Consider the following 21,471-nt stretch of genomic DNA (forward strand, 5'->3'; position numbering starts at 1 on the left):
CTCCGCTCCGCCTTGACGGAATCCTGACGCCATCGCCCGACATCGCAACGCGATCCTGACGCCCCGGACCGCCGGGCCCCCTGCTCGACGGCACGACATCAGCCCACCGCGCGAGCCAGGCTGATCACGAAGGCGGTGCCGCCACCCGGCGCCTCCTCGACGACCAGTTCGCCGTTCATCGCCTCCACGAAGCCGCGCGCCACCGCGAGTCCCGGCACCTCCCGGGCAACGGCCTCGTCACCGCGCACGGTGACCCGGACGTCCACCCGCCCGGCCACCGGGCCGGCGTCGATCACCACCGGCCCCGATCCTGTCCTCCCATAGGTCAGGACATCCACCAGCACCCGCTCCAGCAGCCCGGGATCGACGAGCACCCGTGGCAGACCCGATCCCAGGTCGATCCGGACCCCGGCCACCCCGTCCGCAGCCGCCCGGACCACCTCGCCCACCGCAGTCGGCCGCAGCACCACCGGCATCACCCCGGCCCGCAGCCGGCTCAGGTCCAGCAGGTTGGCGACCAGCCGCTCCATCCGCTCCACCTCCGCACCGATCCGCTCCTCGGCCGGGTCCGGAAGCCGCTCGGCTTCCCGACGTACCGCCGCCAGCGGCGCGCGCAGATCCTGCTCGACCGCCTCCAGCAGCGCGGTGTGCAGCGCGTCGGTGTGCGCGAGCACGTCCGCCGCCGACGCCTGCGCGGCCAGCCGCTCCCACTCCCGGGCCAGCCTCAACTGCGTGACGTACGGGCCGAGCAGCCGGGTGTCCTCCTCCGTGAGCGGGGTGCCGCGCAGGACCAGCACCGCGTCCTCGCCGAGGTCGACGGAGAAGGACGCCTCGTCGGGCCGCTGCGGCACCGTCGCCCCGGCCGAGGCCGCCGGCTGCCAGAGCCCGCCCGTCCGCACCAACACCGCGGCACCGTCCAGACCGAACACCTGCCGCAGTTCCGCCACCAGTTCGGGCAGGACCCGCGGCCCGGACTCCACCGTCTCCCCCGCCAGCCGGGCCAGCACCGCCGCCTCCGCCCGCGCGCGGCCCGCCTGCTGCGAACGCCGCGCCAGACCGTCGATCAGATGGGAGATCACCCCGGCCACCGCCAGGAACACCACCAGCGCCGCGACGTCCGCGCCCCGCTCCACCGTCAGGCTGTGCCACGGCGTGGTGAAGAAGAAATCCGCCGCCAGCGCCCCGGCCGCCGTACTGCCCGCCGCCGGGAGCAGGCCACCCGTCCGGGCCGTCCCCGCCACCACCAGCAGCAGGCACAGCAACGCGCCGGACAGACCGAGCGAGTCGCGCAGCGGCGACAGTGCCCAGGCCAGCGCGATCGCCCCGACCGGCCCGAGCAGCCACGCCGACCGGCGCCGCCCGGCCGGGACCAGCGCCGGGCGACGGCGCCGGGGCGCGGGCGGCACCGCCAGCAGTCCCGGCTCGGGCGGCGGCAGCACACGTACGTCGATCGGGCCTGCCAGCCGGATCACCTGGTTGATCACCGAGCCGGAGAGCAGCTCGCGCAGCCGGCTGCGACTCGTCGGTCCGAGCAGGATCTGGGTGGCGCTCTCCGTCCGGGCGAAGTCCACCAGCGTCCGGGCCACATCGCCGCCGCTCACCTCGACGAAGGTGCCGTGCAGCTCCCGCAGCAGCGCCCGCTGGGCGGCCAGGCCTGGCGGCTCCCGCTCGGCCGTGCCGTCGTCCAGCCGGACGTGCACGCCGATCAGGTCCCCGTGCACCCGGGTCGCGGTGCGGGCGCCCCGGCGGATCAGGTGCTCGCCCTGGGGGGCACCGTTCAGCGCGACCATGATCCGTTCCTTGGTCTCCCAGGGCGCCCGGATACCGTGCCGGGCCCGGTAGTCGGCCAGCTCCTCCTCCACCCGGTCCGCGAGCCAGAGCAGTGCCAGCTCCCGCAGGGCGCCCAGGTTGCCGGCCCGGAAGTAGTGGTCCAGCGCCACGTCGATCCGGTCCGGCGGGTAGATCTCGCCCTGCGCCATGCGCGCGCGCAGCGCCTGCGGGCTCAGGTCGACCAGCTCCACCCGGTCGGCGGCCCGGACCACCTCGTCGGGGATCGTCTCGCGCTGCGCAACACCCGTGATCTGCTCGACGACGTCGTTGAGGCTCTCCAGGTGCTGGATGTTGAGCGTCGTCGCCACGTCGATCCCGGCCTCCAGCAGCTCCCGCACGTCCTGCCAGCGCTTCTCGTTCCGCCCGCCGGGCACATTCGTGTGGGCGAGCTCGTCCACCAGCGCAAGCGACGGGCGGCGCGCCAGCAGGGCGTCCACGTCCAGCTCGGTCAGCTCCATGCCCCGGTACGACACCGCCTGCCGGGGCAGCGCCGGCAGGTCCCCCAGCTGCTCCTCCGTAGCCCGCCGCCCGTACGTCTCCACCAGGCCGACCACCACGTCCAGCCCCTCGCCGCGCAGCCGCCGGCCCTCCCGGAGCATGGCGTACGTCTTCCCCACCCCCGGCGCCGCCCCCAGGAACACCCGCAGCTTCCCGGTCACCGCCGCCTGGCCACCTCCTCCGCTTCCACGTCCATGCTCCGCCCTTTTCCGAAGTCAGGCCCTACCCGACGTGGACCCGCGGGCGCCGGGAGCCGTCCGGCTCCGCCTCGCGCAGCACCTCCCGGGTGACCGGGGCGACCTCGCCCTGGCCGAACAGGAAGAACCGCAGGAAGCGGCCGACCGGGCTGCCCCCGGTCCACTCGAAGTAGCTGTGCGGGATCTGTCCCGTACCGTCCCGGATCGTCAGCAACAGGGCCGCCAGCGCGTCGAAACACTGGAGCTCTCCAGCGACGGCACCCGGTAGCGATCGTGCAGCACCTCGCCGCGCACCTCCAGCACCGACTCGAACTCGGACGGGTCCGGGGCCCTCACCGAGCGCTGTAGCTGGCGGGCGAGCGCAATGGCGGACAGTGGCACTGCTGCCTGCCCGGTCGGCTAGGGTCGGCCACCCAGGGCGCCCCGCCCGCCCGGCCCCCAGGCCCGGTGAGCGGGGCGCCCTGGTGCGCTGCGCGGCCGCGCAGCGGGCAGATCATGCAGGTGCGCGCGACCGCCCGCAGGCACCGCCGGGCCCGAGAAGGCCGAGGCCAAGGACTCGTCGAAGGCCCGGCGGTAGCCCGGACTACCGGGAGCCCGCCGCAGGGCGCGACTTGTAGAAGGACTCCTCCAGGTAGGCGGCCTCGTGCGGCTGGTAGGGCTCCTCCAGGTAGGCGGCCTCGTCATCGTCGAGTTCGACGTCCACCGCGGCGACCGCGTCGGCCAGTTGGGCCGGCTTGGTGACCCCGACGATGGGCGAGGTCACCACCGGGTTGCGCATGACCCAGGCCAGGGCGACCTGGGCCGGGGACAGACCCCGCCTGCCCGCGATCTCGTGGACACGCTCGGCCACTGCCTGGTCCCCGTCGCGGTAGAGGATCTTGCCGCCCTCGTCGGTCTCGGCACGCGCCGTGGCGGTGTCCCGGACCCGCGTCAGCCTGCCCCGCGCCAGCGGACTCCACGGGATCACGCCGATGCCCTGGTCTGCGCAGAGCGGGAACATCTCCCGCTCCGCTTCTCGGTGGATGAGGTTGTAGTGGTCCTGCATCGACACGAACCGGGTCCAGCCGTTCAGGTCAGCCAGGTAGAGGGCCTTGGCGAACTGCCAGGCGTACATGGAAGAGGCTCCGATGTAGCGGACCTTCCCGGACTTGACCGCGTCGTGCAGCGCCTCGAGGGTCTCCTCGATCGGGGTGTCGTAGTCCCAGCGGTGGATCTGGTACAGGTCGATGTAGTCGGTCCCCAACCGCTTCAGGGAGGCGTCGAGCTCGGCGAAGATCGCCTTGCGGGACAGCCCCGCGCCGTTCGGTCCGGGGTGCATCCGCATCCAGACCTTCGTGGCGAGAACGACCTCCTCGCGCCGGGTGAAGTCCTTGACCGCCTGACCGACGATCTCCTCGCTGCTTCCGGCGCTGTACCCATTGGCCGTGTCGAGGAAGTTGATGCCGCCCTCGAGGGCCTGCTTGATGATGTCCCGGCTGGCGTCCGCGCCCAGCGACCAGGGCTCGCCGCCCCGGTCCGGCTCGCCGAAGCTCATGCAGCCGAGAGTGATGGCGGAGACTTCCAGACCGGTCGTTCCGAGTTTGACGTATCGCATGGTTCGGAACCTAGGGGTTGGAGTGCGCTCTAACGCAAATTCGAAGGCGTGAGGCATGCGCACCCTGTCAGGTTTTGACCGTTTTGGTCAGACCTACCAGAGAAACCAGTAGTAGTGAGTGACGAACCGTCAATTCCCGGCCCAGCGCGTGGGGCACTACTCAGCCCCTCGACGGCAAACCGCCCTCGCGGGTCCGTCGCCGCGATCGATCATCGCTCGATTGCCAAGGACGCCTGCCAGTAGGCGTGGTGGGCGATTGCAGCAGAGCAGACACGGCTCGCCCGGTCATGATCGCGGTTCCGGTGACACTCCGTGGCTCTCGCACGGAAAGTGATCCAGAACCAGTTTTCGCGGAGCGTGGACACCGTTCTTCCGACCACCCTCGAACGCTCGACAGCCCGGCGCCGTAACCGCTCCCGCGTGGCCCTCTCGGCGTCGGTCAGCCCGCCGCCCTGCGCGTACCTCACACTCCAGGGCTATCGGTGCCGGCACCCAACTGTCAGGCGAACGGCACCGACATCACTCAATCAAGTTCAGTAGCATGATGAAACTAGTGTCGAACTGCAATCTAGGTGGCCCCGTGGCGAACGACTCGCACCCCGTCGTGTTCCAGCACGGCCAGACGTTTCTGGCGACGATCTCGGAGCGCTGGAACTATCAGATCCTGCGCGAGGTCTTCTTCGGCACCGCGCGGTTCGGCGAACTGAAGCGCGCGCTCGGCATCTCGACGAACATCCTGACCGCGCGTCTGAACGCCCTCACCGAGCTGGGCCTGCTCACGCGGCGGGCGTACCGCGAGGACAAGCAGTGGTTCGAGTACGAGCTCTCGGACGCCGCTCGCGAGCTGGTCGTGCCGGCGATCGTGGCGATCACCCGCTGGGCCGAGGAGCACGGACCGGATCCGCAGACCGCCGGCACCGGCCCGCGTCGGCCGCTGTTGCACACCGTCTGCGGCGAGGAGACCGAGCCCTACCTGGCGTGCAGCGTCTGCCACCGGCCGATCCTGGCCTCGAACCTGGTCCCACTGGTTGCAGAAGAGAACTAGTTGCAATATGCTCCTAGCACGAGAGTGGAGAACGATCCCCGTCAGAGAGGAATCGCCATGACCACGACCTGGCTCGACGGCGTCACCGAACGGCTCATCCCCACCTCCCTCGGCTTGATCAACGTGCGCGACGGCGGCAAGGCGGACAGCCCGCCCCTGATCTTCTGGCCGAGCCTGATGATGGACGGCACCATGTGGCGCCACCAGTACGAGCACTTCGCCCCCACCCACCGCGTGCTGCTCATCGACAGCCCCGGACACGGCAAGTCCGACGCCCTGCGGCGGATCATCGACCTCAAGCAGTGCGCCGACGTGCTCGTCGAGATCCAGGACGCGCTGTGCATCGACAAGGCGGTGCTCATCGGCAACAGCTGGGGCGGCATGCTGGCCGGCGTCTTCCCCGCCTACCACCCGGACCGCTCGGCAGGGACGGTCGGCATCAACTGCACCGCCTCGCTCCCCACGACCTTCGAGAGCATCTGGGCCACCGCGCTGGCCGGGTACCTGTCCCTGAACTCGAAGATGCCGCAACTGGCCCTGAAAGCGGCCCGCGGCGCCTTCGCCGGGCCGACCGCCGAGGCCGAACGCCCGGAGTTCGTCGAGTTCCTGAAGTTCGTACTCACCAACGACCCCAAGTCGGTCGCCTGGGCGCTGCGCAGCATCCTGATCGGCCGCCGCGACGAACACCGCCTGCTCGCCACGATCAAGCACGTCCCGGTCCTCGTGATCGCCGGCGAGGAGGACAGTCAGTTCCCCGTGCACGCCGTGCGCCGGATGGCCGACGCGATCCCCACCGCCACCTTCACAGTGCTGCCGCACACCGGCCACCTCGCCGCCCGCGAGAACCCGCAGGCCGTCAACGCCGAGATCGACGCCTTCCTCGCCGAACTCCCCGTGCTGGAAAGGATCTGACCAGCATGACCGCCACCACCACCGACCGCGGCGAAGCCCCCGGATGGGTCCACGCCTTCATGCACGAGATCGACACCCTCGAATTCGCGACCGCGTTCGCCACGAACCTCGACCAGGACACCGAGATGGTCTTCGGTACGGCCCGCGTACACGGAGTCGAGGCCATCAAGGACTTCTTCGTGAAGATCGACGCCCCGCTCACCACCACGCACGAGGTGATCGAGACCTGGACCGTCAGGGACGTGCTGATCCTTCGGGGCGAGGCGACCATCGCCAAGAAGACCGATCCCGACAACGTCGTGCGGGCCCCGTTCACGCACATCTTCCACCTCGACCAGAGCGACGAGGCGGCACCGCGAATCCGCAGCCTGCACATCACGGCAGGGCCCGTCGATCCCGGCACCCTGCTCTGACTACCACTCGACCGGACCAGGTCGAACACCGCCTGCCAGTCCTCCACCGAGGTGCCCTCCACGAACACATCCGGCAGAGCACCCATCAAGAACACGCCCCGGTAGCAGGATGCCCGGAAGAGCGTGACCGAGGTTTTGGCGAGACCTCCGCCCAGGCTCTTGGCAAGTGCGTAGTAGTCACCGCGCAGCCGGTCGGCAGCCCCCGCGCCGCAGAGACGAGGAGATGCTGATGGCCCAGGACCGCCCGATGGTCGAGGATCTGCACGGCGTCTGGCGGCGCACGCTCGTCCGCGAGGTGGACGGCTCCACGGACCGGGCCACAGCTGTCAGCTGGATCCAGGGGCCCTCGCTCTTCGGGGACCTGCGTCAGCCACCCGGGCTGGTCGAGCTGGTCGGCAGGGCGGCTCTGTCGACCCTGGACCGGCCGCAACTGCTGGCCCTGTGCGAGCAGAAGGGATTTGCCGGCACCTTCGCTCAGCAGGGCGACGCGTTCGGCTGGGTGCGCCGGATCGATCTGCACCCGCCGGCGCCGCTGGCCGACGCCGGCACCCTGCGCTGGGAGGGTGAGGTGCTGGTCGAGGAGGGCCTGCACGAGGACTACCTGGAGCACTGGGTAGCCGTTGAGCGGCCGTCCGAGGCCCCGGCGGCCGCGCTGCTCGAGGACCCGGCGCAGGGGTGCGCGGGGGTGCTGGTCCGGGCGGGCTCGTGGTTCGCCTACGCGCGGGACCGGTCCGTGCCGCTGCCCGCGCAGTCGCTGTCGCTTCCGTTGTCGCCGTTGCTTCCGTTGTCGCCGTTGCTTCCGCTGTCGCTCGCCGAGCAGGTCAGCGGGTGCGGGACTCGTGCCGAGGCGGCCGCGCTGCTGGACTGCGAGGTGTCGATCGGCCGGGTGCGCGCCGGCCGGTGGGAGATCGTCCGCTCCACCCTGCCGAATCGCGTCGGGGGGCAGCTGGCACCGGAGTTGAACGGGGACGGGGACGGGCTACGGATCCAGGACGCCGATCCGCAGGGCCGGGCCCGCCCACGCTCCTGGCGGCTGGCGAGGGTGGAGGGCCCGGCGCGGTTGCTGGCGGCGCGCTGACGCTCGGAGGCCGTCTCAGGGCTGGAGCGCATCAAGGCCGGGCCGGGCCGAGCGGCCACGCAGCAGGACCAGCAGCGTGGCATAGAGCGCCACCAGGTAGCACGAGAAGCCGGCTGCGGCGAACGTCCAGGCGGACAGGGTGAGCAGGGTCACCGCCGCGCTGACTGCCATCAGGGTGTAGGCCGTGCGCTCCTCGGTCTCCGGGTACCGGTAGCACTTCACCACAGTCGGGAGGGCGGCGCACCCGTCGGCCAGGATGCTCAGCGCGAGCGCGGTGTCCGGATCCGCGGTGAGCCACCACCCGACCAGCGCGCCCACGCAGAGCCCCGCGCAGCAGAGTTCAGCGGGCGGTGGGCGGGTGGAGCGCAACTCCGGGCGGCTGAGGGCGCAGAGACAGACCAGCAGCGGACCGAGCCCCACACTGAGCGTGGTGATTGCGGACAGCCCGGCGTGGTGGGCGACTTGGGCCGCGAACGCCACACCGGGCGCGAGTGTCCAGAGCAGCCAGGTGACGGGGTTGGGCCGGACCGAGCCACGCAGCGTGCGCAGCGCGTAGACGCCGCTGCCGCACACGTTGAGCACCGCTGCGGCCGGTACCACGTACGAGGCGAACGAGCTGAGCGGCATTCGCTCAGTCCTCGGTGCCGCTGGGTGGCCAGGGCGCCTGCTGCGGGAAGAAGTTGGGGCGCTCCCGGGTGGGTTCGTAGCGGCGCTGCCAGACCGGCGTGGTCGACCCGCTGGTGGCCGGGACGATGGCGGACCAGTCGGCCGGGCAGCTGCGGCCGTTCTTCTGCTCGCGCTCCTCGTGCCGCACGAACTGCTTGGTGGCGAAGTGGTGGTCGATGATGGACACTCCGGCCTGGTCGTAGGAGTGCAGTACGGCCGCGGTGAGTTCGAGCAGCGCGCGGTCGCGCCACAGGGTGCGGTCGCGGCCGGTGTCCAGGCCCATCCCGCGGGCGACCTCGGGCAGCTTGTTGTAGCGATTGGTGTCGGAAAGGTTGCGGGCGCCGATCTCGGTGCAGGTGTACCAGGCACTGAACGGCGCCAACGGGTAGCGCAGTCCGCCCAGTTCGAGGTTCTGGTCGGAGATCGTGGGGAACGCGTGCCAGCGCAGGCCCAGTTGCTCGAACCACGGGTGGTCGGGGTGGCTGATCCGCACCTCGGGTACGGCGTCCGAGGGCAGGTCGAAGAACCGGGGTTCGCGGCCCGGCCACTGGATGACCAGCGGCAGGACGTCGTACTCGGTGCCCTGACCGCGCCAACCGAGCCGTTGCACGGCCTCGGTGAGGGCGACGCTGTCGGGATCGCCCAGCACCGACCCGTCGTGCTGCCGGTAACCGGCGTAGCGGATGAGCTGGGGGTTCCATACCCGGGGGCCCGGCCGGTCGGGCAGGCTTTGCGGGAAGACGCTCAGCAGCAGCCGTACCTTCCCGCCGTTCCAGGCCAGCCGCAGGTGCTCCACGAGCGCCTCGAAGAGCCCGCTCTCGTCACCGCCGTCCGCCGCCACCTCGCGGCAGTCCCGGACCTCAAGCCCTTTCCAGTAGAACTTGCCGATGCACTGGGGATTGTTGCGCCAGGCGATCCGAGTGCCGAGCAGGAGCTCCTGCGAGCTCTGCCGGTAGGTACCCGTCGCGGCCAGTTCCGCGGCCATCTCGCGGACCCGCTGCTCGGCGGATTCGGCCGAGAGGTGTCCCTCGGCGGCGAGTTGGCGCACCAGCTCGGCCGCCTCGGCGGCGGTGGGTGCGGTGGGCGGCTGAGCGGGGATGGCGGCTGGTGCGCAGAGACCTGAGGTGGTCACGATGAGCCCCCTGTCAACGGCGAGGAGCGGGCACCCAGTTAACCCGTACGAAACATGCCCGCTGATCGAACGCTAGCCCACCATGGGTGCGCCGCGAACCCTCAGTGTGCTTGCTTTGACGGAACGCATATGGACGCGATCACGGACTCACGGCTGCCCCGGTCGGCTTCACACCCTGGATGTAGCAGATCCAGGGCAGATCCCCGGCCGCGACCTGGACGAAGCCCGCACCGCGGACCAGGGGTTCGAGCCGGAAACCGACCCTGAGCGGCCGACAACGTCATGATGGAACCCTGACGGGCCACCGAGCCGACCACCCGGGACATCGCCAACTTCTGGCACTGGTCGCGCCGTGGCTCCACGACGCCGCGCTGGTCCGCGACGTCTACGGCGGTGCGGAGGGCGTCCGGCAGAAGACGGACCTCGGGCTCGCCCCGCGGGACCGGTACGAGCTGGGTCAACCGGTCGACTACGTACCGGCCGTGAGCACCATGGACCCGCGGGCCGCCATGTTCGGGCCCTTCGACTACCACCTGGACGCCACCCGCGGCGCCGTTCCGGCCTGGGACAACCGGTTCGCGGTGATGTCCTGGCCGCAGTGGCTCACCTTCGACCCCCATCCGGCGGCGTCCCGGATCACCGCGCCCACCCTGATAGTCACCAGCCGCGACGCGGCTACCCCGCAGGGCACGGAGAAGTTCCACGCCGACCTCGGCGGGCCGAAGACCCTCGCCTGGACCTCGGGCGACCAGTTCGACTTCTACGACCGGGACTCCACCGTCGGCGAGGCCGCCGGCCTCGCCGCCCGCCACTTCGCCGAGACGCTGCCTGAGGCGACGGACAACGGGGCGCGAGCGGGCTTCCGCAACGGCGACCGAAACATTGACGAGTCCCTGACTACCCCAACTGCTGTGACTGGTGTGAGCATTGATCCGCGCCGATCACGGATCGGTGTCACATGAACATGGGGGAATAGTGAAGAACGTTATGAGGCGTGCCTCTCTGGGCGGCGTGGCGATGCTCGCGGCCACCAGCCTCCTGCTGACGGCCTCGCCCTCGGCGTCGGCCGCGACCGGCACCGCGAAGCCGCAGCCGGTCCAGGCCGGACCCTCGGCGCCGCACACGGCCGGCGCCCGCCTGGCCGGCGGGGAACTCGCCCCGTCGTCCAGCCCGTTGCACGTACTGAACGGCTACGTGACCTTCTCGGCGTCCGGGTACTCGCTCGACGCCCCGGCCTCGGTCCTGAAGCAGGTGCCGCAGGCGCAGCTCGAACAGCTCCGGTCCTACCTGGCGCAGGTCAACGGCAACATCAAGAGCGGGAAGCTCGAGATGTCGCCCGACGGCGTGGCGGTTCCGACCGACGCCCTCCTGGACCAGGTCGGGCAGTCGACCGGCCACCCGGTGCCGCACAGCACCTGGCGCGGCCACGACGGCTACATCAAGACACACTGGTACGGCATCGAGGTGGGCCTGGACTCCTGGCTCACGAACAAGGTCGAGGGCGGCTTCTGGGTCGGCGCCGGAGTGGCCGGCCTGGTGGCCGCGCTGGGCGGCGGCCCGTACGCCGGAGCCGTCGCCGCCGCACTCGGCGTCATCGCCGGCGGGATCCAGGTCTGCCAGCACCGGGACGGGTGGACCATCATCTACTGGCTCGGCACCATCGGAGCAGGCGGCTTCGTCTGCAACCCCTTCGGATAAGTAGGTGAACCCCTGCCGAATTCGATGAAGGAGTCAAGCACGGGCCCGGTGACGCGAGTTGGCCTCGTCATCGTCATCGGGCTCCTGGCTCTCGCGGCGCTGATCACGCTCATCACGGAGTGGGACTCCACCCGCAATGACGCGAGCATCCTCGGCGGGGCGGCCTTCACGGCCTCGGTGATCTCCTACGCACTGGGCTGGACGAGGCGGAAGAAGTCCCGCTGAACAACGGCCGCCCACGGACCGGCCGGTGGCGCCGCACCGGGCGCACCGGGAGGCTGCGCCTCCGGGACGAAGGACGCCGGCAGCCCCTGGTGGCGCGCCCGGCCCTTGACCAGGCCGGGCGCCGGCTCACGCCGCCGTCACGTGGCCCGTGGCGGTCTCCAGGGCCGCCCCGGCCTGGTCGGCGAGGGTGACGGCGACGAGGAGGGCCTGGCGGTCGGGGATGCTGCCGGGGACGGGTGTGAGAATGAAGCGGCCGACGTACCTGCCGTGCGCGAACACCCTCAGCTCCACGTCCTCGGCGGGCATGCCCAGGTCCTCGGTCGGCCACGGCTTGCGGCCGACGACGATCGAGCCGTCGTGCTCCAGGCGCGGCGGGTGGCCGAGCAGGGAGCCGTCCTCGAACCGGCACGCCCGCAGGACGAGGAGGTCGACCAGTTCGGCCCGGACGTGGTCCACCACGGCCGGCGCGGGCTTCGAGCGGGCCAGCACGGCAGCGTGGTGGATCCGCGCGAGGTATCCGGTATCGGTGACCGCGATGACCTCGAACCGCCGTGCACGGGACGCGAGTTGGGACACGGCGAGGCCGACCGCGAGCAGCAGGACCGCCGTCGTGAGGTCGGACGAGTCGCTGATGCTGAACCGCTCGTAGGGGCGGGTGAAGAAGAAGTCGAACCACGCGGCGGCACTCAGCGCCGCGACGGCACCGGCCAGCCGGTGCCCCACGGCGGCCACCGCGACCACTACGACGACCAGCAGCAGAGCGACGTTGGTGTTGGCCAGGTGACCGCGCGCCGGCAGCAGTACCAAGCTCACCGCGAGCGGGATCACGACGGCCGCCACCATCGAGTACGGCCCCGCCATCAGGCGCCGCAAGCGACCGACGAACCGGGAGGATCGGGGCATGACACACCTCCTGCCTTCCGGTGTAGCAGCCCGCGCGCCGTACGCAAGCGCCCGGCCGTCCCGTTAACGCGATCCTTGCGCGCCGTGGTGGCGGCCGCGCGCGGCGGCCTCGTGGGTGACCATGTGGACGTCGATGTCCCCGGACAGGCCGACGGTGGTCTCGCCGATGCCCGGACCGGCGAGGAAGCGGCTGAGCCGACCGCGGCGGCTGGTACCGAGGACGAGCTGGGTGGCGTCGTGCTCCCGGGCGAAGCCCAGCAGCGCCCGGGGTACGTCCTCGCCGACCACCCGGTGCAGGGTCCCGCCTAGGCTCTCCACCAACTCCTGCTGGCGGCGGAGAAGTTGGGATCCCTCATCGGAGAGGCCGTCCTCGCGCACCACGTGCACGGCGAGGAGGTCCCCTCCCCCGGTGCGGGCGGCGATGCGGGCGGCCGGCGGATCAGCGTCTCGCCCTCGGGCCCGCCGGTCAGGGCGACCACGACCCGCTCCCTCGTCTCCCACACCTCGTGGATCCCGTGCTCCTCCCGGTAGGCATGCAGCCGCTCGTCGACCCGCCCGGCCAGCCAGAGCAGCGCGAGCTGGCGCAGGGCGGTGAGGTTCCCGATGCGGAAGTAGTGGGAGAGCGCCGCGTCCACCTTCTCGGGCGCGTAGACGTTGCCGTGCACCATCCGGCGCTGCAGCCCCTCGGGCGGCATGTCCACCAGCTCGATCTGGTCGGCCCGCCGGACCGCCTCGTCGGGCACGGTCTCGTGCTGCACCACGCCGGTGATCTTCCGCACCACGTCGTTCAGCGACTCCAGGTGCTGGATGTTCACGGTGGTGATGACCTCGATGCCCGCGTCGAGCAGCTCCTCGACGTCCTGCCAGCGCTTGGGATGGCGGCCGCCGGGCACGTTGGTGTGGGCCAGCTCGTCGATCAGCACCACCTGGGGCGCGCGGGCGAGCACCGCGTCGAGGTCGAGCTCGGTCAGCTCGGCGCCCCGGTAGGTTCGGCGGGTGCGCGGGACCACCTCCAGGCCGGCGAGCATGCCCTCGGTGCGCTGCCGGCCATGGCACTCCACCAGGCCCACCACCACGTCCGTGCCGCGGGCCCTGCGCCGCGCACCCTCCTCCAGCATGCGGAAGGTCTTGCCCACGCCCGGCGCGGCACCGAGGTACACCTTGAAGCGCCCGCGGCCGGGCTGCTGTCCCGTCGACGCCTGCGGCGCGTCGTGCTGCGCCACCGGACGGTCTCCCTTCACGCTCGGCCGATCCGATCCGCCGCTCAGCCGAGCCGCGCGAGCGCGAGGTTGAGGGTGACCACGTTGACCCGCGGCCCGCCGAGGAAGCCCAGGGCACGCCCCTGCCGGTGTAGCTCGACCAGCCGGCGGACGGCCGCAGGGTCGAGTCCGCGCGCCTTCGCGACCCGGTCGACCTGCTCATAAGCGTAGGCCGGGGAGATGTGCGGGTCGAGGCCCGAGCCGCTCGCGGTGACGGCGTCCGGCGGCACCCGGGCCGGGTCGACGCCGTCGAAGGCCGCCACGGCGGCGCGCCGGTCCTGGATCGCCTTCGTCAGCCCCAGGTCGTTCGGCCCGAGGTCGGAGGCGCCGGAGGCGGTCGGGTCGTAACCGGCGCCGGCCGCCGACGGGCGGGGCTGGAACCACTTCGGATCCGGCACCGGCTGTTCCTTCTGGTCGGCCGGGTTCTTCTTCGGCAGGTCGAAGGCCTGCCCGAGCAGGCTCGACCCGACGACCTGGCCGTCCTGCCGAACCTGCGAGCCGTTGGCCTGCCCGGAGAGCACGAGTTGGGAGAACCCGGTGATCAGCAGCGGGTAGGCCAGGCCGCAGACCGCGGTGAGGACCAGCACCAGGCGCAGCGCGGTCAGATGGAGGCGGATGAAGGCGAGCGGCGGGGTCCGCATGGGGCACTCCTTTCCTACCGGGTACCGCCTGGTGGAGGAACCTTTCAGTAGAAGAACTGCACGACGAGGTCGAGGAGTTTGATGCCGAGGAAGGGCAGGACGAGCCCGCCCACCCCGTACACGCCGAGGTTGCGGCGCAGCAGCGCGGAGGCGCTGGACGGCTTGTAGCGCACGCCGCGCAGAGCGAGCGGGATGAGGGCGACGATGATCAGCGCGTTGAAGACGATCGCCGAGGTGATCGCGGACTGCGGGCTGTGCAGGCCCATGATGTTGAGGTGCTTGAGGCTGGGGTAGACCCCGGCGAACATCGCGGGGATGATCGCGAAGTACTTGGCGACGTCGTTGGCGATCGAGAAGGTCGTCAAGGCGCCGCGGGTGATGAGGAGTTGCTTGCCGATCTCGACGATCTCGATCAGCTTGGTGGGGTTGGAGTCGAGGTCGACCATGTTGCCGGCCTCCTTGGCGGCCGACGTGCCGGTGTTCATGGCGACGCCGACGTCGGCCTGGGCGAGGGCGGGGGCGTCGTTGGTGCCGTCGCCGGTCATCGCGACGAGTTTGCCGCCGCCCTGTTCCCGGCGGATGAGGGCCATCTTGTCCTCGGGCGTGGCCTCGGCGAGGAAGTCGTCGACGCCGGCCTCCTCGGCGATGGCGCGGGCGGTCAGCGGGTTGTCGCCGGTGATCATGACGGTGCGGATGCCCATCCGCCGCAGGTCCTCGAAGCGCTCGCGGATGCCGTGCTTGACGACGTCCTTGAGGTGGATGACGCCGAGGACGGCCGCGGGGCCGTCGGCGCGCTGCTCGGCGACCACGAGGGGCGTGCCGCCGGCCGCGGAGATGGCGTCGACGAGCGGGCCGATCTCGGTGCCGGGCGTGCCGCCGTTGTCCTGCACCCAGCTGACCACGGCTGCGGCGGCGCCCTTGCGGATGCGCCGCAGCCCGCCTTCCTCCCCTTCGCGCAGGTCGGCGCCGCTCATCCGGGTCTGGGCGGAGAACGCGATCCACTCGGCCTGGCCGATCTCGTCCTGGGTGCGGGCCCGCAGCCCGTACGCCTCCTTGGCGAGGACGATGACGGACCGGCCTTCGGGGGTCTCGTCGGCGAGGGAGGACAACTGCGCGGCGTCGGCGAGGCGGCGGACGTCGACGCCGCCGACCGGGGTGAACTCGGTGGCCTGCCGGTTGCCGAAGGTGATCGTGCCGGTCTTGTCCAGCAGGAGCGTCGACACGTCGCCCGCCGCCTCGACGGCGCGGCCGGAGAGGGCGAGGACGTTGCGCTGCACCAGGCGGTCCATGCCCGCGATGCCGATCGCGGACAGCAGCGCGCCGATGGTGGTCGGGATCAGCGCCACCAGGAGGGCGATCAGGACGACGAGGGTCTGCTCGGCGCCCGCGTAGGCGGCCATCGGCTGGAGGGTGACCACGGCGAGCAGGAAGATGATGGTGAGCGAGGCCAGCAGGATGTCGAGCGCGATCTCGTTGGGCGTCTTCTGTCGGGCGGCGCCCTCGACCAGGGCGATCATCCGGTCGATGAAGGTCTCCCCGGGCTTGGAGGTGATCTTCACGACGATCCGGTCCGAGAGCACCTTGGTGCCGCCGGTGACGGCGCTGCGGTCGCCGCCGGACTCCCGGATGACCGGCGCCGACTCGCCCGTGATGGCCGATTCGTCGACGGAGGCGGCGCCCTCGACGACGTCGCCGTCGCCGGGGATCAGCTGCCCGGCCTCGACGATCACGTGGTCGCCCAGGTGCAGGTCGGCCGCGGGCACGGTCTCCTCGGGGACGTCCGCGAGCCCTGCGTGCCACGGCCCGGTGATGCGGCGGGCGACAGCCTCGGTGCGGGTGCGGCGCAGCGTGTCGGCCTGGGCCTTGCCGCGGCCCTCGGCGACGGCCTCGGCGAGGTTGGCGAAGACCACCGTCAGCCAGAGCCAGGCCGTGATCAGCCAGGCGAACAGGCTGCTGTGCCGGATCGCGGAGTAGGTGGTCAGCAGCGAGCCGACCTCGACGACGAACATGACCGGGTGGCGGACCATCACGCGGGGGTCGAGCTTGCGCAGGGCGTCGGGCAGGGAGCGGACGAGCTGCTTGGGGTCCATGAGCCCGCCGGAGACCCGGTGCGCCTCGTGCGCGGCCGGGGCGGACCCGGGCCGGCCGGGGTCCACGGGGTCGGGTGCGGCGGCCGTCACCGGCGCAGTCCTTCCGCCAGCGGCCCGAGCGCGAGGGCCGGGAAGTAGGTGAGCCCGACCACGATCAGCACCACGCCGCTCAGCATGCCGACGAACAGGGGCCGGTGGGTGGGCAGGGTGCCGGCCGTCACGGGGACGGTGCTCTGCCGCGCGAGCGATCCGGCCAGGGCGAGGACGAAGACCATCGGCACCAGGCGGCCGAAGAGCATGGCCAGCCCGAGGGCGGTCTCCCACCAGGTGCTGGTGGCGGTGAGGCCGGCGAAGGCGGAGCCGTTGTTGTTCGCGGCGGAGGTGAAGGCGTACAGGACCTCGGAGAAGCCGTGCGGGCCGGAGTTGAGGGCCGCCGACCGCTCCCCGTGGAAGGTCATCGCCGTGCCGGTGCCGACGAGGACGACGGCCGGGGTGGCGAGGATGTACAGGGAGGCGAACTTCATCTCCCGTCCGCCGAGCTTCTTGCCCAGGTACTCGGGCGTGCGGCCGACCATCAGCCCGGCGACGAAGACGGTGACGACGGCGAGCACCAGGATGCCGTAGAGGCCGGAGCCGGTGCCGCCGGGGGCGATCTCGCCGAGCATCATGTCGAGGAGCAGCACGCCGCCGCCGAGTGGGGTGAACGAGTCGTGCGCGGAGCTCGTCGCGCCGGTCGACGTCAGCGTGGTGCCGGCGGCGAACAGGGTGGAGGCCGGGATCCCGAAGCGCACCTCCTTGCCCTCCATGGCGGCCCCCGCCGCCCTCAGTGCCGAGCCTTCGTGCTGCCACTCGAAGAGGGACGTCAGGCCCGTGGAGGCGATCCAGATCAGGGCCATGACGGCGACGATCGCGCGGCCCTGGCGCCGGTCGCCGACCATCGTGCCGAAGGTGCGGGGCAGCGCGAAGCCGATGACCAGCAGGAGGTAGACCTCCAGCCAGTTGGTCAGCGGGTTCGGGTTCTCGAACGGGTGGGCCGAGTTGGCGTTGTAGAACCCGCCGCCGTTGGTGCCCAGGAGCTTGATGACCTCCTGGGAGGCGACCGGTCCGCCGGTGAGGGTCTGGGTCCCGCCGGCCACGGTGGCGATCGGGCCGGCCGCGTGCAGGTTCTCGACCATGCCGGACGCCACGAAGACGACGGCGAACACCACCGACACCGGCAGCAGCAGCCGCAGGACGGTCCTCGTGACGTCCACCCAGAAGTTGCCCACCCGGTCGGTGCCGCTGCGGGCGAAGCCGCGGATCAGCGCGGCGACGACGGCGATGCCGACGGCCGCGGACACGAAGTTCTGTACCGCCAGCCCCGCCATCTGCACGAGGTGACCCATCGTGGATTCGCCGCTGTAGGACTGCCAGTTGGTGTTGGTGACGAACGACACCGCGGTGTTCCAGGCGAGCGCGGCGGGCACGTCGGGGAAGCCGAGGGAGAGCCAGAGATGGCTCTGCAGCCGCAGGAAGGCGAAGAGGAACAGCACCGAGACCGCCGAGAAGGCCAGCACGCCCCGCAGGTAGGACGGCCAGGTCTGGTCGGCCTCCGCGTTCACGCCGATCAGCCGGTAGACGCCGCGTTCGATCCGCAGGTGCCTGCGGGTCGTCAGCACGTGTGCCAGGTAGTCGCCCAGCGGCCGGTGCGACAGCGCCAGCGCGGCGGCCAGGGCCAGCGCCTGTAGGACCCCGGCGAGGGCCGGATCCACCCTCAGGACCTCTCCGGGAAGACGAGGGCCAGCACCAGGTAGCCGACGATCGCGCCCGCCACCACGAGCCCGAGGACGTTGTCGCCCGTCACAGCCGCTCGACCCCCTTGGCCAGCAGGGCGAGGACGGCGAAGACGAGCACCGTCACGCCGATGTACGCCAGGTCCGCCATGCGATCACGCTCCGCTTCCGATCGGCTGCCAGCTCCGATGCTCCGAGTCTCGGCCGGACGCTTCGGACCTGCCGACTTCTCGTACGCCGTCCGGGACGTCACCGGGCGCCATCCCCAGGGACCGTCAACACGCCATAAGGAAACGGATGCTCGGGATCAGGGACGCGTCAGGGCCCGGCGCTCCCCCCGGGTCCGCGGGCATAGCGTCACTGCCGCGCCCCGGAGATCGCGGGATGCGACCACCGTCCCACCGCACCCCCGTGAAGGCAGGCCATGAACCAGCACCTGAGCACCGGGGACCCCGAGCCCTGCGAGCGCAACCCGGCCGGACAGCTCCTGGTACCCGTCCGGTCGGGTCCCCTCGGCCACACGGCCCGGCTCGTCCGTACCGCGCTCGGCAACCGCACGGCGGTCGCCTTCACCTCCCCGCAGCGCCTGGCCGCCGTCCTGGGCCCCGACCAGCCCTGGATCGTCCTCGCCGAGCCCGCGCTGCGCGCCCTCACCGAGCCGCTCGGCGTCACGACGCTGACCGTCGACCCGCAGCTCGCCGCGCCCGCGCCGACGCCGCTGCCGCAGTCCGCGCAGGACCTCGTCACCCGCTCGTCCTCGCCGTACGAGCGGGCCCCGCGCCCGGCACCGTCCCCCGCGCTGCGCCAGGTCCCGCTGCGGCCGGGCCAGGTGCCCGCCGCCTGACAGCCCCGACCGTCCCCTCCCCGAGTCCCCTCCGGGCGGCGCCTGCCCTTGCCCCGGCCGCCGCCCGGAGGTCCACCCTGCCCACCCGCCCCGGCGCAGGCCCCGGCGCGGGCGCCGTCGCACAGCGACGAGCGGCACATGCGTGCCGACAACGCCGTGGGCCTGCCGGTCGCCGCCGTCCCGGTCGGCCACCCCGTTCCGCCCCCGATCCGTCCGAAGAGGTTCTGATGTCCGCGACCACGCCGGTCAGACCCGGCACGAACGGGACGGCCGCCCCGGCGCCCGGCCCCGCCGGCCCGCGCCGACTCCCGCAGGACCCGTACGAACACACCGATGCCCTTGGCCACTACTGCCAAGGGCATCCGCATGCGCCGCCCCGGGACCCCCTTCACACAACCGGCCGTTCGGGGAGCGGCGGCGCACGCCTCCCTACGATCGCACGGCGGGATCGGTATCGTCCGCCAGGATGCCCCTGGTCTGCGGCCCAGCAGCCCCCGCACGGAGGAGGTCCACCATGGCCGACAGCGACTCCCCTGCGCGGCAGCCGGACGTTCCTCGTCAAGGCGTGCACGACTCCGTGCGTCCGGCGGTGGTGATCGCCGCGCTCGGGGTGGTCTTCGGCGACATCGGAACCAGCCCGATCTACACCCTCCAGACCGTCTTCAATCCGGGCGACCCGCACCCCGTCCCGGTCACCACGGAGAACGTGTACGGGGTGGTGTCGCTGGTGTTCTGGTCGGTGGTGATCATCGTCCTGATCACCTACGTGTTCCTGGCGATGCGCGCCGACAACGACGGCGAGGGCGGCATCATGGCACTGATCACCCTGCTGCGACGGTCCGGCTCACCAGAGGGCCGACGGACCACGGCCGTACTGGCCGCACTCGGCATCTTCGGCGCGTCGCTGTTCTTCGGCGACAGCATGATCACCCCCGCGATCTCGGTGCTGTCGGCGATCGAAGGGCTGAAGGTCGTCGAGCCGTCGCTGGAAAGCACCGTCGTACCACTCACCGCGGTGATCATCGTGCTGCTGTTCCTGGTGCAGCGCAGGGGGTCCGCGGCGGTGGGCCGACTGTTCGGACCGATCATGATCGCCTGGTTCGTCGCCATCGGGGCCTGCGGCGTGACCGGCATCGCCGACCACCCACAGATCCTCAGGGCACTGTCACCGACCTACGCCCTGGGCTTCCTGTTCGGCCACTTCGGCACCGCGTTCTTCGCCCTGGCCGCCGTCGTGCTCGCGGTCACCGGCGCCGAGGCGCTCTACGCCGACATGGGGCATTTCGGCCGCCGGTCGATCACCCGGGCCTGGTTGGTCCTCGTCTTCCCCGCCTGCACCCTGAGCTACCTCGGTCAGGGCGCGCTGATCCTCGCCGATCCGGCCCGGGTGAGCAGCCCGTTCTTCCTGCTCGTTCCCCACTGGGGACGACTGCCGATGGTCGTACTGGCCACGGTCGCGACGGTGATCGCCTCCCAGGCGGTGATCACCGGCGCCTACTCCGTCACCTCCCAGGCCGCCCAGCTCGGTTACCTGCCGAGGCTGCGCATCGCACACACCTCCGAGTCCACCATGGGCCAGATCTACGTCCCCTGGATCAACTGGCTGCTGATGGTCTCGGTGCTCACCCTGGTCTTCGCCTTCCGCAGCTCCGCCGCGCTGGCCTTCGCGTTCGGCATGGCGGTCACCGGAACCATCACCATCTCCACGCTGCTCTTCTTCTACGTCGCGCGGGCACGGTGGGCCACCCCGGTCTGGCTGCTCGTCTCCGGCGCGACGGTGCTGCTCACCGTGGACCTGCTGTTCGTCGCGGCCAACGTGACCAAGCTCGCCCACGGCGCGTGGCTGCCGCTGCTGATCGGCGTCACCGTGTTCACCGTCATGACGACCTGGCAGCACGGGCGCGAGGTCGTCACTGCCGAGCGGGCACGGCACGAGGGCCCCTTGCGCGAGTTCGTCGACCGCCTGCACACCGGGGCGGTGCCGGCGCTGCGAGTGCCCGGCACCGCGGTCTTCCTGAACCGCGGCAAGCAGACGGCGCCGCTGGCCATGCGGGCCAACGTCGAGCACAACCACGTCCGGCACGACCACGTCGTCATCCTGTCCATCGAGACCGAGCCGCTGCCGCGCCTCCCCGACGACCGGCGGCTCACCGTCGACGACCTCGGATACGCAGAGGACGGGATCATCCACGTCACCGCCCGGTTCGGCTACATGGAGACACCGGACGTGCCGGGCGCGCTCTCGATGCTCGACCCCACCCTGACGGAGGGGCCGTTGCAGCTCGACCAGGCGTCCTACTTCCTGTCCAAGATCGAGCTCCGGCGCGGAAAGGCCCCGACCATGGCCCCCTGGCGCAAGCGACTGTTCATCGCCACCTCCTACATCACGGCCGACGCCGCCGAGTACTTCGGTCTCCCCCGCGAGCACACGGTCATCATGGGCGCGCACATCGAGGTGTAGGCGCGTCCTCAACACGGTTCGGACGCGCCTCGGCCCCGGGCTCCGTCGTCCTCCCTGGTGGACCGCGTAGCCCGGGAGCCGACCGCTCAGCCACGATCTCGTACACGACACGGTGGCGGCCCGGCCGGTGGGGCGGGGGCCCCCCCCTACCTCGGCACCCCCACCGTAAGCCGGGTGTAATACCGATACGCATAGTACAACCCAGCCCCGAGA

General features: G+C 71.4%; 19 protein-coding genes and 2 pseudogenes. 9 read left to right on the forward strand and 12 right to left on the reverse strand.

Features of this window, described 5'->3' with window-relative positions; translation table 11 throughout:
• Positions 1–98: 98 nt before the first annotated feature.
• The 3 genes and pseudogenes from ACZ3YL_RS35565 to ACZ3YL_RS35575 form a co-directional block, all read right to left on the reverse strand.
• Complete coding sequence (locus ACZ3YL_RS35565) at positions 99–2,489, reverse strand: sensor histidine kinase (protein ID WP_465661547.1); 2,391 nt, start codon at positions 2,487–2,489, stop codon at positions 99–101.
• 61 nt (positions 2,490–2,550) lie between these two features.
• Positions 2,551–2,861 (reverse strand): annotated as a pseudogene (locus ACZ3YL_RS35570) (amino acid transporter); the annotation flags it as partial.
• Positions 2,862–3,108: 247 nt separating this feature from the next.
• The gene (locus ACZ3YL_RS35575) at positions 3,109–4,119 is read right to left on the reverse strand and encodes an aldo/keto reductase (protein ID WP_465661549.1); all 1,011 of its coding nucleotides are present in this window, start codon (positions 4,117–4,119) and stop codon (positions 3,109–3,111) included.
• A gap of 580 nt (positions 4,120–4,699) precedes the next feature.
• Between ACZ3YL_RS35575 and ACZ3YL_RS35580 the strand changes: the two genes are divergently transcribed.
• The 4 genes from ACZ3YL_RS35580 (at position 4,700) to ACZ3YL_RS35595 (ending at position 7,567) form a co-directional block, all read left to right on the forward strand.
• Positions 4,700–5,164, forward strand: coding sequence for a winged helix-turn-helix transcriptional regulator (locus ACZ3YL_RS35580; protein WP_317621042.1), 465 nt, complete (start codon positions 4,700–4,702; stop codon positions 5,162–5,164).
• 57 nt (positions 5,165–5,221) lie between these two features.
• Positions 5,222–6,076 (forward strand): alpha/beta fold hydrolase, encoded by an 855-nt coding sequence (locus ACZ3YL_RS35585; RefSeq protein ID WP_465661551.1) that lies wholly within the window; start codon positions 5,222–5,224, stop codon positions 6,074–6,076.
• Positions 6,077–6,081: 5 nt separating this feature from the next.
• Positions 6,082–6,489 carry a nuclear transport factor 2 family protein gene (locus tag ACZ3YL_RS35590; protein ID WP_465661553.1) on the forward strand — a complete coding sequence of 136 codons (408 nt, stop codon included), beginning with the start codon at positions 6,082–6,084 and terminating at the stop codon, positions 6,487–6,489.
• A 229-nt stretch (positions 6,490–6,718) separates the two neighbouring features.
• Positions 6,719–7,567 carry a hypothetical protein gene (locus ACZ3YL_RS35595; RefSeq protein WP_465661555.1) on the forward strand — a complete coding sequence of 283 codons (849 nt, stop codon included), beginning with the start codon at positions 6,719–6,721 and terminating at the stop codon, positions 7,565–7,567.
• A gap of 15 nt (positions 7,568–7,582) precedes the next feature.
• Here ACZ3YL_RS35595 and ACZ3YL_RS35600 read toward each other — a convergent pair whose 3' ends face one another.
• Both ACZ3YL_RS35600 and ACZ3YL_RS35605 read right to left on the reverse strand, forming a co-directional pair.
• Entirely contained in the window at positions 7,583–8,194 is a 612-nt protein-coding gene (locus ACZ3YL_RS35600) for a hypothetical protein (protein WP_188304710.1), read from the reverse strand.
• 4 nt (positions 8,195–8,198) lie between these two features.
• Complete coding sequence (locus tag ACZ3YL_RS35605; RefSeq protein ID WP_465661558.1) at positions 8,199–9,365, reverse strand: nitric oxide synthase oxygenase; 1,167 nt, start codon at positions 9,363–9,365, stop codon at positions 8,199–8,201.
• A gap of 482 nt (positions 9,366–9,847) precedes the next feature.
• Here ACZ3YL_RS35605 and ACZ3YL_RS35610 point away from each other — a divergent pair, with 482 nt between their 5' ends.
• From ACZ3YL_RS35610 to ACZ3YL_RS35620, 3 genes are read left to right on the forward strand one after another with little or no spacing between them, the layout of a single operon-like run.
• A complete protein-coding gene (locus ACZ3YL_RS35610; protein WP_465661560.1) occupies positions 9,848–10,327 on the forward strand; it encodes a hypothetical protein in 480 nt (159 codons plus the stop codon).
• 25 nt (positions 10,328–10,352) lie between these two features.
• Positions 10,353–11,063 (forward strand): hypothetical protein, encoded by a 711-nt coding sequence (locus tag ACZ3YL_RS35615; RefSeq protein WP_465661562.1) that lies wholly within the window; start codon positions 10,353–10,355, stop codon positions 11,061–11,063.
• A gap of 48 nt (positions 11,064–11,111) precedes the next feature.
• Positions 11,112–11,288, forward strand: a complete 177-nt coding sequence (locus tag ACZ3YL_RS35620; protein WP_465661564.1) for a hypothetical protein — start codon at positions 11,112–11,114, stop codon at positions 11,286–11,288.
• A gap of 126 nt (positions 11,289–11,414) precedes the next feature.
• Here ACZ3YL_RS35620 and ACZ3YL_RS35625 read toward each other — a convergent pair whose 3' ends face one another.
• The 7 genes and pseudogenes from ACZ3YL_RS35625 to ACZ3YL_RS35655 form a co-directional block, all read right to left on the reverse strand.
• Entirely contained in the window at positions 11,415–12,191 is a 777-nt protein-coding gene (locus tag ACZ3YL_RS35625; protein WP_465661566.1) for a DUF4118 domain-containing protein, read from the reverse strand.
• A gap of 90 nt (positions 12,192–12,281) precedes the next feature.
• Positions 12,282–13,414: pseudogene (locus ACZ3YL_RS35630) on the reverse strand (universal stress protein); the annotation flags it as partial.
• Positions 13,415–13,455: 41 nt separating this feature from the next.
• A complete protein-coding gene (gene kdpC / locus ACZ3YL_RS35635) occupies positions 13,456–14,091 on the reverse strand; it encodes a K(+)-transporting ATPase subunit C (RefSeq protein ID WP_465661568.1) in 636 nt (211 codons plus the stop codon).
• A gap of 44 nt (positions 14,092–14,135) precedes the next feature.
• Complete coding sequence (gene kdpB, locus ACZ3YL_RS35640; RefSeq protein WP_465661591.1) at positions 14,136–16,181, reverse strand: potassium-transporting ATPase subunit KdpB; 2,046 nt, start codon at positions 16,179–16,181, stop codon at positions 14,136–14,138.
• Between the two features lie 86 nt (positions 16,182–16,267).
• On the reverse strand, positions 16,268–17,932 hold the full coding sequence (gene kdpA / locus ACZ3YL_RS35645) for a potassium-transporting ATPase subunit KdpA (RefSeq protein ID WP_188304703.1): 1,665 nt from the start codon (positions 17,930–17,932) through the stop codon (positions 16,268–16,270).
• Positions 17,933–17,934: 2 nt separating this feature from the next.
• Positions 17,935–18,024, reverse strand: a complete 90-nt coding sequence (locus tag ACZ3YL_RS35650) for a potassium-transporting ATPase subunit F (protein ID WP_188304702.1) — start codon at positions 18,022–18,024, stop codon at positions 17,935–17,937.
• Entirely contained in the window at positions 18,021–18,206 is a 186-nt protein-coding gene (locus ACZ3YL_RS35655) for a hypothetical protein (RefSeq protein ID WP_465661571.1), read from the reverse strand. Before ACZ3YL_RS35655 ends, ACZ3YL_RS35650 begins: the two co-directional genes overlap by 4 nt.
• A 171-nt stretch (positions 18,207–18,377) precedes the next feature.
• Here ACZ3YL_RS35655 and ACZ3YL_RS35660 point away from each other — a divergent pair, with 171 nt between their 5' ends.
• Both ACZ3YL_RS35660 and ACZ3YL_RS35665 read left to right on the forward strand, forming a co-directional pair.
• Positions 18,378–18,797 carry an SAV_915 family protein gene (locus ACZ3YL_RS35660; RefSeq protein ID WP_465661573.1) on the forward strand — a complete coding sequence of 140 codons (420 nt, stop codon included), beginning with the start codon at positions 18,378–18,380 and terminating at the stop codon, positions 18,795–18,797.
• A gap of 514 nt (positions 18,798–19,311) precedes the next feature.
• Positions 19,312–21,258 carry a potassium transporter Kup gene (locus ACZ3YL_RS35665; protein ID WP_465661574.1) on the forward strand — a complete coding sequence of 649 codons (1,947 nt, stop codon included), beginning with the start codon at positions 19,312–19,314 and terminating at the stop codon, positions 21,256–21,258.
• Positions 21,259–21,471: the final 213 nt, after the last annotated feature.

This window comes from Kitasatospora sp. NPDC023176 (genome assembly GCF_055560495.1).

What these genes read in the sequence shown, in the direction of transcription:
- ACZ3YL_RS35665 (WP_465661574.1), top strand. Translation starts at nt 19,312, where the DNA reads ATGGCCGACAGCGACTCCCCTGCGCGGCAGCCGGACGTTCCTCGTCAA.
- ACZ3YL_RS35600 (WP_188304710.1), bottom strand. Translation starts at nt 8,194, where the DNA reads ATGCCGCTCAGCTCGTTCGCCTCGTACGTGGTACCGGCCGCAGCGGTG.
- ACZ3YL_RS35615 (WP_465661562.1), top strand. Translation starts at nt 10,353, where the DNA reads ATGAGGCGTGCCTCTCTGGGCGGCGTGGCGATGCTCGCGGCCACCAGC.
- ACZ3YL_RS35575 (WP_465661549.1), bottom strand. Translation starts at nt 4,119, where the DNA reads ATGCGATACGTCAAACTCGGAACGACCGGTCTGGAAGTCTCCGCCATC.
- ACZ3YL_RS35625 (WP_465661566.1), bottom strand. Translation starts at nt 12,191, where the DNA reads ATGCCCCGATCCTCCCGGTTCGTCGGTCGCTTGCGGCGCCTGATGGCG.
- ACZ3YL_RS35585 (WP_465661551.1), top strand. Translation starts at nt 5,222, where the DNA reads ATGACCACGACCTGGCTCGACGGCGTCACCGAACGGCTCATCCCCACC.
- kdpC (WP_465661568.1), bottom strand. Translation starts at nt 14,091, where the DNA reads ATGCGGACCCCGCCGCTCGCCTTCATCCGCCTCCATCTGACCGCGCTG.
- kdpB (WP_465661591.1), bottom strand. Translation starts at nt 16,181, where the DNA reads ATGGACCCCAAGCAGCTCGTCCGCTCCCTGCCCGACGCCCTGCGCAAG.
- ACZ3YL_RS35590 (WP_465661553.1), top strand. Translation starts at nt 6,082, where the DNA reads ATGACCGCCACCACCACCGACCGCGGCGAAGCCCCCGGATGGGTCCAC.
- ACZ3YL_RS35595 (WP_465661555.1), top strand. Translation starts at nt 6,719, where the DNA reads ATGGCCCAGGACCGCCCGATGGTCGAGGATCTGCACGGCGTCTGGCGG.
- ACZ3YL_RS35660 (WP_465661573.1), top strand. Translation starts at nt 18,378, where the DNA reads ATGAACCAGCACCTGAGCACCGGGGACCCCGAGCCCTGCGAGCGCAAC.